13 protein-coding genes and 1 pseudogene are annotated in these 12804 nt (G+C 71.2%); 5 read left to right on the top strand and 9 right to left on the bottom strand.

All coding sequences use genetic code 11. The annotated features are described in order from the left end of the window. Window positions 1-137: 137 nt before the first annotated feature. Window positions 138-350: pseudogene (locus tag ACFHWS_RS05015) on the bottom strand (hypothetical protein); the annotation flags it as partial. A 364-nt stretch (window positions 351-714) separates the two neighbouring features. On the opposite strand from ACFHWS_RS05015, the gene ACFHWS_RS05020 reads away from it, so the two are divergent. The 4 genes from ACFHWS_RS05020 to ACFHWS_RS05035 all read left to right on the top strand — a co-directional run bounded on the left by ACFHWS_RS05020 (window position 715) and on the right by ACFHWS_RS05035 (window position 4911). Further along, the gene (locus tag ACFHWS_RS05020) at window positions 715-1593 is read left to right on the top strand and encodes a maleylpyruvate isomerase N-terminal domain-containing protein (RefSeq protein WP_416556767.1); all 879 of its coding nucleotides are present in this window, start codon (window positions 715-717) and stop codon (window positions 1591-1593) included. Window positions 1594-1657: 64 nt separating this feature from the next. Further along, complete coding sequence (locus ACFHWS_RS05025; RefSeq protein ID WP_416556810.1) at window positions 1658-2095, top strand: helix-turn-helix transcriptional regulator; 438 nt, start codon at window positions 1658-1660, stop codon at window positions 2093-2095. Window positions 2096-2100: 5 nt separating this feature from the next. After that, window positions 2101-2511, top strand: coding sequence for a VOC family protein (locus tag ACFHWS_RS05030; protein WP_416556766.1), 411 nt, complete (start codon window positions 2101-2103; stop codon window positions 2509-2511). 12 nt (window positions 2512-2523) lie between these two features. Continuing rightward, window positions 2524-4911, top strand: coding sequence for an ATP-binding cassette domain-containing protein (locus tag ACFHWS_RS05035; protein ID WP_416556765.1), 2388 nt, complete (start codon window positions 2524-2526; stop codon window positions 4909-4911). On the opposite strand, the gene ACFHWS_RS05040 is transcribed toward ACFHWS_RS05035, so the two are convergent. The 7 genes from ACFHWS_RS05040 to ACFHWS_RS05070 all read right to left on the bottom strand — a co-directional run bounded on the left by ACFHWS_RS05040 (window position 4896) and on the right by ACFHWS_RS05070 (window position 10441). Beyond that, window positions 4896-5678, bottom strand: a complete 783-nt coding sequence (locus tag ACFHWS_RS05040; RefSeq protein ID WP_416567719.1) for an urease accessory protein UreD — start codon at window positions 5676-5678, stop codon at window positions 4896-4898. The genes ACFHWS_RS05035 and ACFHWS_RS05040 overlap by 16 nt on opposite strands. Next, window positions 5678-6436, bottom strand: coding sequence for an urease accessory protein UreG (ureG, locus tag ACFHWS_RS05045; protein ID WP_416556763.1), 759 nt, complete (start codon window positions 6434-6436; stop codon window positions 5678-5680). The genes ACFHWS_RS05040 and ureG overlap by 1 nt, the downstream gene beginning before the upstream one ends. Then, window positions 6426-7112: an urease accessory protein UreF gene (locus ACFHWS_RS05050; protein WP_416556762.1), complete on the bottom strand. Its 687-nt coding sequence runs from the start codon at window positions 7110-7112 to the stop codon at window positions 6426-6428. The genes ureG and ACFHWS_RS05050 overlap by 11 nt, the downstream gene beginning before the upstream one ends. 39 nt (window positions 7113-7151) lie before the next feature. After that, window positions 7152-8888, bottom strand: a complete 1737-nt coding sequence (locus ACFHWS_RS05055; protein ID WP_416556761.1) for an urease subunit alpha — start codon at window positions 8886-8888, stop codon at window positions 7152-7154. Further along, entirely contained in the window at window positions 8885-9316 is a 432-nt protein-coding gene (locus tag ACFHWS_RS05060; RefSeq protein WP_416556760.1) for an urease subunit beta, read from the bottom strand. The genes ACFHWS_RS05055 and ACFHWS_RS05060 overlap by 4 nt, the downstream gene beginning before the upstream one ends. Window positions 9317-9324: 8 nt before the next feature. Further along, window positions 9325-9627 (bottom strand): urease subunit gamma, encoded by a 303-nt coding sequence (locus ACFHWS_RS05065; protein WP_123601150.1) that lies wholly within the window; start codon window positions 9625-9627, stop codon window positions 9325-9327. 130 nt (window positions 9628-9757) lie between these two features. After that, window positions 9758-10441, bottom strand: a complete 684-nt coding sequence (locus tag ACFHWS_RS05070) for a hypothetical protein (RefSeq protein ID WP_416567720.1) — start codon at window positions 10439-10441, stop codon at window positions 9758-9760. A gap of 254 nt (window positions 10442-10695) precedes the next feature. Between ACFHWS_RS05070 and ACFHWS_RS05075 the strand changes: the two genes are divergently transcribed. After that, the gene (locus tag ACFHWS_RS05075) at window positions 10696-11391 is read left to right on the top strand and encodes a hypothetical protein (protein WP_416556758.1); all 696 of its coding nucleotides are present in this window, start codon (window positions 10696-10698) and stop codon (window positions 11389-11391) included. Window positions 11392-11422: 31 nt separating this feature from the next. Here ACFHWS_RS05075 and ACFHWS_RS05080 read toward each other — a convergent pair whose 3' ends face one another. Continuing rightward, window positions 11423-12676, bottom strand: a complete 1254-nt coding sequence (locus ACFHWS_RS05080; protein WP_416556757.1) for a cation:proton antiporter — start codon at window positions 12674-12676, stop codon at window positions 11423-11425. Window positions 12677-12804: the final 128 nt, after the last annotated feature.

Below are 12804 nucleotides of genomic sequence, written 5' to 3' on the forward strand. Positions count from 1 at the left end.
TAATACGTCCTGGCGTTCGATAGGAGTAGTCGGCGCGATGGCCTCGCTGGTTCCCGGCACACTCGTGCCGATGTTGCGGGCCGGTGGACAGTCGGTGCCGGATCGTCGTAAGCCCGGGCGACGGCGAGGACGACGGCGAGCAGTTCGGCGGGCGGGAGCGTGTCGTCGACCCGGCCGGCGGCCTGGGCCTCGGCCAGGGCGGCCAGCTTGCGTCGCGTCGTCTGGTGGTTCTGCTCCATCCGGGCGAGCTCGCCGGGACGTTCGAGGGTGTGCCACTGCAGCAGTCGGAGCAGGTCCGGGTGCGCGACGCCGAAGTCGAAACCGAGTGGCCCGCCATCGCCGGCCAGCATCTCCTCGCCACCTCGGGGCACGGCCCGTACGCCGATCAGGTCGCACTCGGCGCGGTCATCCTCGCGGTCGAGGACGGCGGCCCGGCATCGCCGCCGTCGGTGGTCGCCGCCGCCGTCGCCAGAGCGGTCCGTGCTCGCCGGCCACGGACCCGCTACCCCGTCGGCCGTGGCGCGAAGGTGATCCTGGCGGCCCGGCGAATTTTGCCCGACCGTGGCTTCGACTGCTTCATCCGTACCATGCTGCGCACCCTCGCCCGGGTCGTCGCCAGGCGCGACACCGGCCAGGGCCGGCTCGTCGGAAATCGCGCCTGAATCGCGCAACTTCAAGGAACACTGTCGATGCTGCCGGTGCCACGATCACCGGATGAGCTTCGTCGTGCCCGTCGACCGCTGGACCCTCGCCCGGACGGCGCTGAGTGTCTCCTCCGACCGATTCCGATCACTGCTGACAGTCGACAGTGAGCCGGAGGCGATGGCGACCCGCGACTGGACGGTGTCGGACACCGCCGCGCATGTGGTGAGTATCGCGATGCTGTACGTCACCCTCGTCGAGGGTGACGAGCCGCCGCTGCAGATCCCCGACATCCGTGCGGCCCTGTCCGCCGCGAACGTCGACACCGTCGCCGACGTCAACGATTACGTGCTGCGGCACTTCACCGAACGCGACCCGGCTCGCCTCGCCGAGCTGCTCGGCGAGGCGACCGACGCGGTCCTCGCGGCGACCACCCGGCTGCCGCCGGAGAAGACCGTCCAGTGGCTGGGTGACGCGCGGGTGCCGATCGCCGGCATGGTGGCGCACCTGGTCAACGAACTGCTGGTGCACGGCTGGGACATCGCCCGGGTGTTGCGCCGCCCCTGGTCGATGCCCGACGACTACGCGTCGCTGTACTTCGACCAGTTCTTTCTCGGCATGCTGCACCACGACTACGGCGTCCTGCTGGACACCTCGCGGGCAATGCCGAAACGGCCGATCGCGGTGCAGTTCCGTTCCGCGTACACCCCGACCGCGACCGTCGTGCTCGGTGACGGACGGATCCGGCTCGCCCCACCGGACGATCCGGTCGACGTTCGGCTGCGGTTCCGTCCGGCCCGGTTCAACCTGATGCTGTTCGGTCGGACCGGTCCCGCCGTCGCCGCGATGCGTCGCGACGTCGTCGTCGGCGGGCCGCGACCGTGGCGCCTGCCCGCCTTCCTGCGTGTCGTTCACATGCCGAACGCGCGCTACGCTCCCGCCGCACCGTAGGTTGGGCCGCACCGGGCGGCATCTGTCGGCGGGGTGTGGCAGCATCGCGCGGGTGACCGGCAGCATGAGACAGGAGCAGCACCTGGGCGACCTGGCGCTGCTGCGCCGGGTGCGCGACCGGATCGACCGGGAGTACGCCCGGCCACTCGACGTCGAGGCCCTGGCCCGTGGCGTGCACATGTCGGCCGGGCACCTCAGCCGCGAGTTCCGGCGCGCGTACGGCGAGTCGCCGTACGCGTACCTGATGACCCGGCGCATCGAACGCGCGATGGCGCTGCTGCGCCGGGGCGACCTGAGCGTCACCGACGTCTGTTTCGCGGTCGGCTGTTCCTCGTTGGGCACCTTCAGCACCCGGTTCACCGAGCTGGTCGGCGTCCCGCCCAGCGTCTACCGGCGCCGGGCCGGCTCCGCCCGCCCGGAGATGCCCGCCTGCCTGGCAAAACAGGTCACCAGACCGATCAGGAATCGAGAAGCACGGGCCCCGGCGGCGCGACTAGCGTGACCGCCATGGACATCACGATTCACTCCAGCTTCCTGCCGCACGCCGACGCCGCCGCCGCGTTGGCCTTCTGGCGCGACCTGCTCGGCTTCGAGCTGCGCCTCGACGTCGGCTACGACGGAATGCGCTGGCTCACTGTCGGCCCGGTTGACCAGCCCGGCACCGCGATCGTGCTGCACCCGCCGGGTGTCGACCCCGGCATCACCGACGACGAGCGCCGTACCATCACCGAGATGATGGCCAAGGGCACCTATGCCGGCATCCTGTTGGCCACCAGCGACCTCGACGGGGTCTTCGATCGGCTGCAGGCCGGCGACGCGGACATCGTCCAGGAGCCAACCGAGCAGCCGTACGGGGTCCGCGACTGCGCCGTGCGGGACCCCGCCGGCAACCTGATCCGCATCCAGCAGACTCGATAGATTGGGAATCCGATGAGCAGGGCCACCGCGTCGGGGGAGCGGCCGTCCACCCCGCACCCCGCCGACAGTCACGACCTGATCCGGGTGCACGGCGCGCGGGTGAACAACCTCAAGGACGTCAGCGTCGAGATCCCGAAACGCCGGCTGACGGTGTTCACCGGGGTCTCCGGTTCGGGCAAGAGTTCGCTGGTGTTCGGCACGGTCGCCGCCGAGTCGCAGCGCCTGATCAACGAGACGTACAGCGCCTTCGTGCAGGGGTTCATGCCGACGCTGGCCCGGCCCGAGGTCGACGTGCTCGACGGGCTGACCACGGCGATCATCGTCGACCAGGAGCGGATGGGCGGTGATCCGCGGTCCACGGTCGGCACCGCCACCGACGCCAACGCGATGCTGCGGATCCTGTTCAGCCGGCTCGGGCAGCCGTACGTCGGCCCGCCCAACGCGTTCTCCTTCAACCTCGCCTCGGTGCGGGCCAGCGGGGCGATCACCGTCGAACGCGGCGCCAGCAAGACCACCAAGCAGACCTTCACCCGGCTGGGCGGCATGTGCCCGCGCTGCGAGGGCCGGGGGTCGGTCACCGACTTCGACCTGACCGCGCTGTACGACGACAGCAAATCGCTCAACGAGGGCGCGCTGACCATCCCCGGCTACAGCGTCGACGGCTGGTACGGGCGAATCTTCAGCGGCTGCGGCTTTTTCGACCCGGACAAACCAATCCGTAACTTTACCAAGTCGCAGCTGCACGACCTGCTCTACAAGGAGCCGACCCGGATCAAGGTCGACAACATCAACGTGACGTACGAGGGCCTGATCCCGCGGATTCAGAAGTCGTTCCTGGCCAAGGACGTCGACGCGATGCAGCCGCACATCCGGGCGTTCGTGCAACGGGCGATCACCTTCACCACCTGCCCGGACTGCGCCGGCACCCGGCTGAACGAGGCGGCCCGGTCGTCGAAGATCAACGGGATCAACATCGCCGACGCCTGCGCGATGCAGATCAGCGACCTCGCCGAGTGGGTCCAGGATCTGACCGAGCCGTCGGTCGCCCCGCTGCTGACCGCGCTGCGGCACACCCTCGACTCGTTCGTCGAGATCGGCCTCGGCTACCTTTCCCTGGACCGCCCGGCCGGCACCCTGTCCGGCGGCGAGGCGCAGCGCACCAAGATGATTCGGCATCTCGGGTCGTCGTTGACCGACGTCACCTACGTCTTCGACGAGCCGACCATCGGGCTGCACCCGCACGACATCACCCGGATGAACAACCTGCTGCTGCGGCTGCGGGACAAGGGCAACACGGTGCTGGTCGTCGAGCACAAGCCGGAGACGATTGCGATCGCCGACCACGTCGTCGACCTCGGTCCCGGTGCGGGCACCGCCGGCGGCGAGGTGATGTTCGAAGGCACCGTGGACGGGCTGCGGGCCAGCGTCACCGTGACCGGCCGCCACCTTGACGACCGGGCCAGCCTGAAGAAGTCAGTCCGCGAGCCCACCGGCACGCTGAAGATCCGTGGCGCGAACGCCAACAATTTGCGCGACGTCAACGTCGACGTCCCGCTCGGCGTGCTGGTCGTGGTCACCGGCGTCGCCGGCTCCGGCAAGAGCTCGCTGCTGCACGGGTCGACCCCGGCCGACGCGGGGGTGGTGTCGATCGACCAGACCGGCATCCGTGGCTCACGGCGCAGCAACCCGGCGACGTACACCGGGCTGCTCGACCCGATCCGCAAGGCGTTCGCGAAGGCCAACGGGGTCAAGCCGGCGCTGTTCAGCGCCAACTCCGAAGGCGCCTGCCCGACCTGCAACGGTGCCGGGGTCATCTACACCGACCTGGCGATGATGGCCGGCGTCGCCACTGTCTGCGAGGACTGCGAGGGGCGGCGGTTCCAGTCGGCGGTGCTGGAGTACCACCTCGGCGGTCGGGACATCAGCGAGGTGCTGGCGATGTCGGTGGCCGAGGCCGAGGAGTTCTTCGTGGCCGGCGATGCCCGCACCCCGGCCGCGCACGCCGTCCTGCGTCGGCTCGCCGACGTCGGGCTCGGCTACCTCACCCTCGGTCAGCCGCTCACCACCCTGTCCGGCGGCGAGCGGCAGCGGCTCAAGCTGGCCACCCACATGGCGGAGAAGGGCGGCGTCTACGTTCTCGACGAGCCGACCACCGGCCTGCACCTGGCCGATGTCGAGCAGCTGCTCGGCCTGCTCGACCGGCTGGTCGACGCCGGCAAGTCGGTGATCGTCATCGAGCACCACCAGGCGGTCATGGCGCACGCCGACTGGATCATCGATCTGGGGCCGGGTGCCGGTCACGACGGTGGTCGGATCGTCTTCGAGGGCACCCCGGCCGACCTGGTCGCGGCCCGTTCGACGCTGACCGGCGAGCACCTCGCGGCCTACGTCGGTGGCTGAGCCCCGGCGTGGTCCGGTTCAACTCGGTCGAGTTCGGCGCGGACGCCGCGGGCGGTCGGACCGGTCGCGGTGACCAGCACCGCCGGTCCGCCGGCCAGCGGCAGCCGGGCCGCACCGGGGCCGAGCGGAGCGGCTGCCGGGGGCCCGCCGGCCGCCCACTTCGGCCGGACCGCCAGCACCGAACCGGTCGCCTTCGCTCCGGCGAGCACCGCCGGTCCGGCCCAGCCGTCGGCGTGCGGCCCCACCGCCAGGTCGGTACGCAGCACCGTGCGGCCCGCGTACCGAACTGTGGTGTCGATCCGGGCGTCGCCGGACGGCTCGCCGTCGCGCCCGCAGACCAGCTCCTCCCGCCATACCAGGGCCGCGCCGTCGGCCAGCTCCACCACCGACCGGGACAGGTGGTGGCAGCCGGCGGCGGCGATCAGCGGCTCCGGCAGCCAGCGCAGCTCGCCGCCGGTCGCAACCCGGACCAGCATCTCCAGCGTCGACTGCCGGCCGCCGGGTCCGGGCAACGCCAGCGACGCCGCGACAGTACGCAGACGCACCCGCGCCCCCGGCCCGACCTCGACGTCCAGCCGCAGGTCGTCGCCGCCGAGCGGGCTGGCCGCCGCGCCGACCAGATGCACCTGGACTTCGCCGCCGTCGCCGCCGCCGGCCGCCGACGGACCGGTGCGGCGCAGTACCAGCGGCGGCTCGCCGCGTAGGCGGACCAGCCGGGTGCGCCCGGCGGCGTCGACCTCGGCGACCAGCCGGGCGTGGGCCCGCATCAGCCGGCGACCTCCGCCGGGGTCTGGGCGCGGGTCCGCAGCAGCCCCCGGATCCAGTCGGCCACCGGCGTCGCCGTCCGGTCCTGCACCAGCGACAGGAACACCGTCGGCAGCTCGCCCCGGCGGGCGGCGGCGTCGCGCTCCATCACCGACAGGTCGGCGTTGACCAGCGGCGCCAGGTCCGTCTTGTTGATCACCAGCAGGTCGGCGGTGCTCACTCCCGGCCCGCCCTTACGGGGCACCTTGTCGCCGCCGGCCACGTCCACCACGAAGATCTGCCGATCGATCAGGCCCCGACTGAACGTGGCGGTCAGGTTGTCCCCGCCGCTCTCCAGCAGCACCAGATCGAGGGTGCCCAACTGGTCGGACAGGTCCTCGATGGCGTCGAGGTTGGCGGAGATGTCGTCGCGGATCGCGGTGTGCGGGCAGCAGCCGGTCTCCACCGCCCGGACCCGCTCCGCCGGCAGTACGCCGTTGCGCAGCAGGAAGTCGGCGTCCTCGGTGGTGTAGATGTCGTTGGTGACCACGGCCAGCCGCAGCTCCTCGGCGAGCGCCCGGCACAGCGCGGCGACCAGCGCGGTCTTGCCGGAGCCGACCGGACCGCCGATGCCGATCCGCAGTGCGGGGGAGCCGTCCGGCAGCCGGGGCGGGTGCGGGTCGACCCCCGGATCAGGATGAGTGTGTGGTACCTCCCCGTCGGTGTGCGCGTGCGGTTCGGCGGACCCGCCGTGGACGTGGGTGTGTGGTTCAGGACGCAAAGAGACGCACCTCCCAGGTGGCGTGGTGTTCGGCGTCGACCTCCGGGATCGGGGCCGAGCCGGCAGGCAGGTCGTCGACCGGCCGGTCGGCCAGGGCGGCCGCCCCGGCGGCGACCGCGTCGATGTCCGGCGCGAGCCGGGCAAGCAGGCCGTGCACCGCGTACGGGTCGAGGCCGAGCAGTCGCACGGCGGCGCTGGCCGGTCCGGTGACGGTGGTGTACGCGGCCGCCAGCGCCGCCTCGGCCGGGCCGAGGCCGGCGGCGGCGGCGACCACGCCGAGCGCGACCGGCTGGTGCCGGTCCCGGGGTCCGCCCGCCGGCAGCGCCCAGATGCCGCGTCCGGCGCGCAGCAACGCCCGACCCTGGGCCCGCGACGCGCGGCGCACCGCGGGTGACGGGGTGCGGGCGTCGATGCCTTCGTCGAGCGCGTCCAGCCGGCCAGGGTCGGCCCCGGCGGCGGTCGCCCCGGCGGCGGTCGCGGCTGTTGCAGCCGCGGCGGCGAACGCGGCGGCGGTACGTCCACCGGTGGTGAGCCGGCCGGTCAGGTACGCCGCCACGCCGGCCAGGTCGCGGACCCGACCGGCGACGACGGCCGCCTCCAGCCCGCTGGAGTGGGCGTGCCCGCCGGCCGGCAGCCGGCCGTCGGCCAGCACCAGCAGCGTGGCAAGCCCACTCATCGGCGGGTCCGGACGGGACACGTCATCATCGGCCGGTCGTCAGAACAGGAAGTAGCGCTGCGCCATCGGCAGCTCCGTCGCCGGGGCCGGCTCGACCGTCTCCCCGTCGATGCGCACCGTGAACGTGTCCGCATCGATCTCGATCCGCGGGGTCGCGTCGTTCAGCGGCATGTCCGCCTTGCCCCGCCGCCGGGTGTCAGCGACCGGGGCGAGCCGGCGACGGATGCCGAGCCGGTCACCGAGCAGCGCGTCGATCGCCGCCGGCGCGACGAACGCCAGGCTGGTCGCGGCCGGCACGGCGCCGTACGCGCCGAACATCGGCCTCGGCAGCATCGGCTGCGGGGTCGGGATGGACGCGTTCGCGTCGCCCATCTGCGCCCAGGCGATCATGCCGCCCTTGATCACCAGATGCGGCCGTACGCCGAAGAACGCCGGATCCCACAGCACCAGGTCGGCCAGCTTGCCCGGCTCGACCGAGCCGATCTCGCCCTCGACGCCGTGCGCCACCGCCGGGCAGATCGTGTACTTGGCGACGTACCGCCGGGCCCGCATGTTGTCGGCCGGCCCGTCGCCGGGCAGCGACCCACGTCGGGCCTTCATCACGTGCGCGGTCTGCCAGGTCCGCATGATCACTTCGCCGATGCGGCCCATCGCCTGCGAGTCGGAGCCGATCATCGAGATGGCGCCGAGGTCGTGCAGGATGTCCTCGCCGGCCATCGTGCTGGGCCGGATCCGGCTCTCGGCGAACGCCAGGTCCTCCGGCACGCTCGGGTTCAGATGGTGGCAGACCATCAGCATGTCGAGGTGCTCGTCGAGGGTGTTGACGGTGTGCGGGCGGGTCGGGTTGGTCGACGACGGCAGCACGTTCGGCTCGGCCGCGACCCGCATGATGTCCGGCGCGTGCCCGCCGCCGGCGCCTTCGGTGTGGTACGCGTGGATCGACCGGCCGGCGATCGCGGCCAGGGTGGACTCCACGTACCCGGCTTCGTTGAGGGTGTCGGTGTGGATCGCCACCTGCACGCCGGAGGCGTCGGCGACCCGCAGGCAGGCGTCGATCGCGGCCGGGGTGGTGCCCCAGTCCTCGTGCAGCTTGAACCCGCCGGCACCGCCGCGCAGCTGTTCCCACATGGCTTCTTCGCTGACCGTGTTGCCCTTGCCGAGCAGCAGCACGTTGACCGGCCACGGGTCGAGCGCGGCGAGCATCATGCCCAGGTGCCACGGACCGGGGGTGACCGTGGTCGCCTTGCTGCCCTCGGCCGGCCCGGTGCCGCCGCCCATGATGGTGGTGATCCCGTTCGCGAGGGCGGTTTCCAGCAGCTGCGGGCAGATCAGGTGTACGTGGCTGTCGATCGCCCCGGCGGTGAGGATCTTGCCGTTGCCGGCGATGATCTCGGTGCCCGGTCCGATCACTAGGTCGGGGTGCACCCCGTCCATCGTGTCCGGGTTGCCGGCCTTGCCGATCGCCACGATCCGGCCGTCGCGGAGGCCGACGTCGGCCTTGACGACGCCCCAGTGGTCCAGCACCACCGCGCCGGTGATCACCGTGTCGGGTGCCCCTTCGGCCCGGGTGGCCCGGGACTGGCCCATCGACTCGCGGATCACCTTGCCGCCGCCGAAGACCACCTCGTCGCCGTACGCCGGGGTGCCGTCGCCGCCGGGCGGCGCGCAGCGGTCCTCCTCGACCTCGATCAGCAGGTTGGTGTCGGCCAGCCGGATCCGGTCACCGGTGGTCGGGCCGAGTAGGGCGGCGTACCGCCGTCGGTCCAGGGTGCTCACGCCGTGTCTCCCGTCTCGCCGGTGCCCGCCTGGTCGGCCGGGCCGCGCCCGGTGCCCGCAGCGTCGGCCGGGGCGCGTCCGTCCAGCTCGCCGGCGCATTCGCCGCGCAGCCCGGCGACGATCCGTCGGCCGCCGAACGGCACCAGGGTGACCTCCCGGTCGACGCCGGGCTCGAAGCGCACCGAGGTGCCGGCCGGCACCGCCAGCCGGTGCCCCCACGCGGCGGACCGGTCGAAGTCCAACGCCGGGTTGGCCTCGGCGAAGTGGTAGTGCGAGCCGACCTGCACCGGCCGGTCGCCGGTGTTGACCACCGGCAGGGTCAGCACCGGACGGCCGGGATGGAGGGTGACCGGCCCGTCGCCGGGGATCAGCTCACCGGGAACGACTGTGCCGCCGTCGGTGCCCGACGGCGCGGAAGGTGCAGTCAATCTCGCTCCTAGGAGATCGGCTCGTGTACGGTGACCAGCTTCGTCCCGTCAGGGAAGGTGGCTTCCACCTGCACCTCGGGGAGCATCTCCGGCACTCCGTCGAGCACGTCCTCGCGGCCGAGCACGGTGCGCCCGGCCTCCATCAGCTCCGCCACGCTGCGGCCGTCCCGGGCACCTTCCAACAGGAAGGCGGTGATCACCGCGGTCGCCTCCGGGTGGTTGAGCCGGATGCCCCTCTCACGGCGCTTCCAGGCCACGTCGGCTGCGACGTGGATGAGCAGTCGCTCCTGCTCGTGCCGGGTGAGAAACAAGCCGGACCTCCATGAGCGATCGAGACCTGGGTCGTGGCAGATGCTGGCATTCTGACATTTCAATCACGTTACGTACGCGTATCGGGCTCACTGGGTCGGCGGCGGGACCTGCGGCGGTGGGCGGCGGCGGTCATTCGTGCAGGGCAGCGTCCACCAGGATCGCTACCCCGTCCGGCAACTGGCACTGGACCTGGATTTCCAGCTCCTGCATGCCCTCGACGACCGCGCTGATCGGGCCCGGCTGTTCGGCGGTCGCCTGATACTGCCTGCCGCCGACGTCCCACACCAGGCCACCGTCACGGGCACGTTCGCCAACCAGGACCTCGACGTGCATCTGGGCCTCCGGTTGGCTGTCGAAATGTGGCCGAACAGTCGCCTGAAAGGTGTCGAATCGGCCGAGAAGTTGATAGGTGACCTTGGTGATCTTGTCATTGCTCTGGTTGCTCGGGCATTTGATCACGATTGCGCGCTCGAATCCGGCGCTCTCCCGTAGCTCCCGTGGAAGTTCCACCAAATTGGTGGTGCCAGCGTGGGCTTGGAGTGCGGAAAGATATTCGACCCTGGTCGTGCCTGGGGAGTCGCCTTGGGTGGCGTCGGGCGACGTGGCCGCCGGCACCGTCACTGGGGCGCCAGGGGACGCGGTCGGCGCAGGCGTCTCCTGCTGCCCGACCGGAAAGCGCCAGTCGAACACTGCGACGATCACCCCAAGTATGGCGACCACGAGGCCGGCCAGCGCCAGCCGTTCGGATATTTTCCGCACTGGCCGATGCGGTCGGGAGGGGCCTTCACCTGCAGATTTGCCATTGTCGGGCATGGTTCGTCCATCGGGGTAGCGGAAGATGATTGCGGCAGCATGCCACCATTACCTTACTCGATCAATCAAGTGGATCGGTGGCCCTCCAGGCGTGTCGACAACGGATCGTGTGTGCGCCCATGGGGTCCCCGAGTGATTGTCGAGAGTGCCTGGACGAGGATGTATGGAGGAATCAGATGTCGATTTCCGGAGATAATGCGCCAAAGGCTCCCGGTGCTCGCCGGCCGGGTCAAGTGGCCGGCAGGCTCCAGCGGTTGCTGGTCGCGGGGGCGGTAGTGCTCGCGGCGGCCGCGTTCGTGTTCGCCGCCACGTCGATCGTGATCGCCCTGCGGACGGCGGACCGTGTCGATGCGATGGCAACGTCGGCCGGTGGTGACGAGGAGCCGGGGCCGGGCAGCGCGCCGACGATCGAGGCGCCGGCGACTCCCGACGGGCCCGCGACGCCGGAATGGTCGGAGCCCACCACGCCGCCCGGCGGTGATCCGTCAGTTGATCCGACCGCGCAGCCGCCGCTCGACGCGCAGACTCAGTACGTGGTCCACTACTCGCAGCAGACGTTGACGCTGCGACTGTCCGGCAACAACAGGAGCATGCACGCCGATCTGGACGAGCCACTGGCCGATGCTCCGGCGGCCGTGGCGGACATCACGCTACGCGGCGGCTACAGCAACGCACCGGCGAACCTGGTGCTCGGCCAGGACGTACGTGGCAGCCAGGTAGCCGAGTCGGGACTCACCCCGCACGACTGCTCGGAACAGATCCGCATCGCGCCCCTCGGTGCCGAGGCCCAGGTGCCGGTCCGCCAGGGCGTGGTGCTCTGCCTCTGGACGAGCCGTGCGGCGGCCATCAACTCGGGCATTGCGCAGCTTGTCGTCAAGTTGGAGATCACTGGAGTGTCCGCTGACGGAGCGGTCAGCCTGCGGATGGATGCCTGGAAGATTCCGGGATGAGTCCATGATTCCATGACGGGGCCATCCGTCGTCAGTTCGGATGGCCCCCGTCCTGGTCGGTGCCGGCAGCCGCAGGCGGGTCGGGGGTGTCGGGGGTACGCCGGAAGCGGTCGTGCCAGGCCGGCGTCTCCCGTTCGTCGTCGAAGGCGTTGGCGATCACCACGTCGGTCGACGAGTGCAGCAGGATCGAGATCACGATGGTCAGGGCGACCAGATGGAACACCTCGTCGGCGGCGTCGATGCCGGACTTGAGCACGATCAGGCCGTACACCACCGAGGCGAAGCCCTTCGGCCCGAACCACATGGCCGCCGCCTGCTCCCGGGGCGCCAACCCGGAGCGGATGAATGCGATGGCCAGCGCCACCGGCCGGGCGACGAAGATGGCCAACACTGCGAAGACCCACCCCGGCCAGGAGATCTCGCCGAGGAACTCGATCGAGATCAGCGCGCCGAAGACCAGCAGGGCAGCCAGCTTCAGCAGCTCGGAGACGCTTTCGCCGAAGTGCTCGAAGGCGGCCCGTTGACGAGGGCCGAAGGTGGCGATGGTGCTGCCGGCGGCGAACGCGGCCAGGAACAGGTTGCCGTGGGTGGCCTGGCCGAGAGCCAGCACCAGCAGCCCGATCGCCACCCCGTTGAGCGGTGCGTACAGGGCCGACGCGGAGAACCACCGGGTCCGTTCCAGGGCGATCGCCAGTGCGGGAACGGCGACTCCGATGGCCAGGCCGACGGCGAGTTCGGTGGCCAGCTCGTTCAGGTGCAGGTCGCCGGAGCCGGTGGCGATCGCCAGGAACAGGATCACGAACGGCAACGCGAGGCCGTCGTTGATCCCGGACTCGACGTTGAGCAGATGCCGCAGCCGGTACGGCACCTTCTCGTTGCCGACCAGCGCGGCGGCGAACACCGGGTCGGTCGGGGCCAGCACCGCGCCGATCAGCAGCGATTCCGCCCAGCCCAGCCCGGCTACGTAGTGGGCCAGCACCGCGGTGATCAACAAGGTGAGCGGCAGCCCCCAGCCCAGCGCCCGGCCGGGCAGCCGCCAGGCGGAGCGCAGGTCCTGCCAGCCGACCCGCATCCCGTCGGTGAACAGCACGGCGAACAGCGCCAGCTCGGCGAGGGTGTTGACGATCGACGAGTCGGCCTGCACGTCCAGCACGCCGGTGGTCTGCGGCCCGAGTAGGAAGCCGGCGACCAGGAACAACGCCGCCGTGGACAGGATGGTGCGGTGGGCCAGCGCCGACACCAGCACGGCGAGTAGCAGTACGGCGGCGAAACTCAGCAGCAGCATGTGAACTCCGGGACCGGCGGCGAGCGGTGGCGATGGTGTCGGGCCCGGTGATGGTACGTGCCGGCGGGGTCGGGATCGGCGCGGACCGGTACCGGACGGGCTGACACAATGCGGAAGCAGTCCCATAC

The sequence above is a fragment of the Micromonospora sp. LOL_013 genome, from assembly GCF_048060315.1.
Lineage (GTDB): Bacteria > Actinomycetota > Actinomycetes > Mycobacteriales > Micromonosporaceae > Micromonospora_E.

What these genes read in the sequence shown, in the direction of transcription:
- ACFHWS_RS05030 (WP_416556766.1), top strand. Translation starts at nt 2,101, where the DNA reads ATGGACATCACGATTCACTCCAGCTTCCTGCCGCACGCCGACGCCGCC.
- ACFHWS_RS05025 (WP_416556810.1), top strand. Translation starts at nt 1,658, where the DNA reads ATGAGACAGGAGCAGCACCTGGGCGACCTGGCGCTGCTGCGCCGGGTG.
- ACFHWS_RS05080 (WP_416556757.1), bottom strand. Translation starts at nt 12,676, where the DNA reads ATGCTGCTGCTGAGTTTCGCCGCCGTACTGCTACTCGCCGTGCTGGTG.
- ACFHWS_RS05020 (WP_416556767.1), top strand. Translation starts at nt 715, where the DNA reads ATGAGCTTCGTCGTGCCCGTCGACCGCTGGACCCTCGCCCGGACGGCG.
- ACFHWS_RS05070 (WP_416567720.1), bottom strand. Translation starts at nt 10,441, where the DNA reads ATGCCCGACAATGGCAAATCTGCAGGTGAAGGCCCCTCCCGACCGCAT.
- ACFHWS_RS05050 (WP_416556762.1), bottom strand. Translation starts at nt 7,112, where the DNA reads ATGAGTGGGCTTGCCACGCTGCTGGTGCTGGCCGACGGCCGGCTGCCG.
- ACFHWS_RS05035 (WP_416556765.1), top strand. Translation starts at nt 2,524, where the DNA reads ATGAGCAGGGCCACCGCGTCGGGGGAGCGGCCGTCCACCCCGCACCCC.
- ACFHWS_RS05040 (WP_416567719.1), bottom strand. Translation starts at nt 5,678, where the DNA reads ATGCGGGCCCACGCCCGGCTGGTCGCCGAGGTCGACGCCGCCGGGCGC.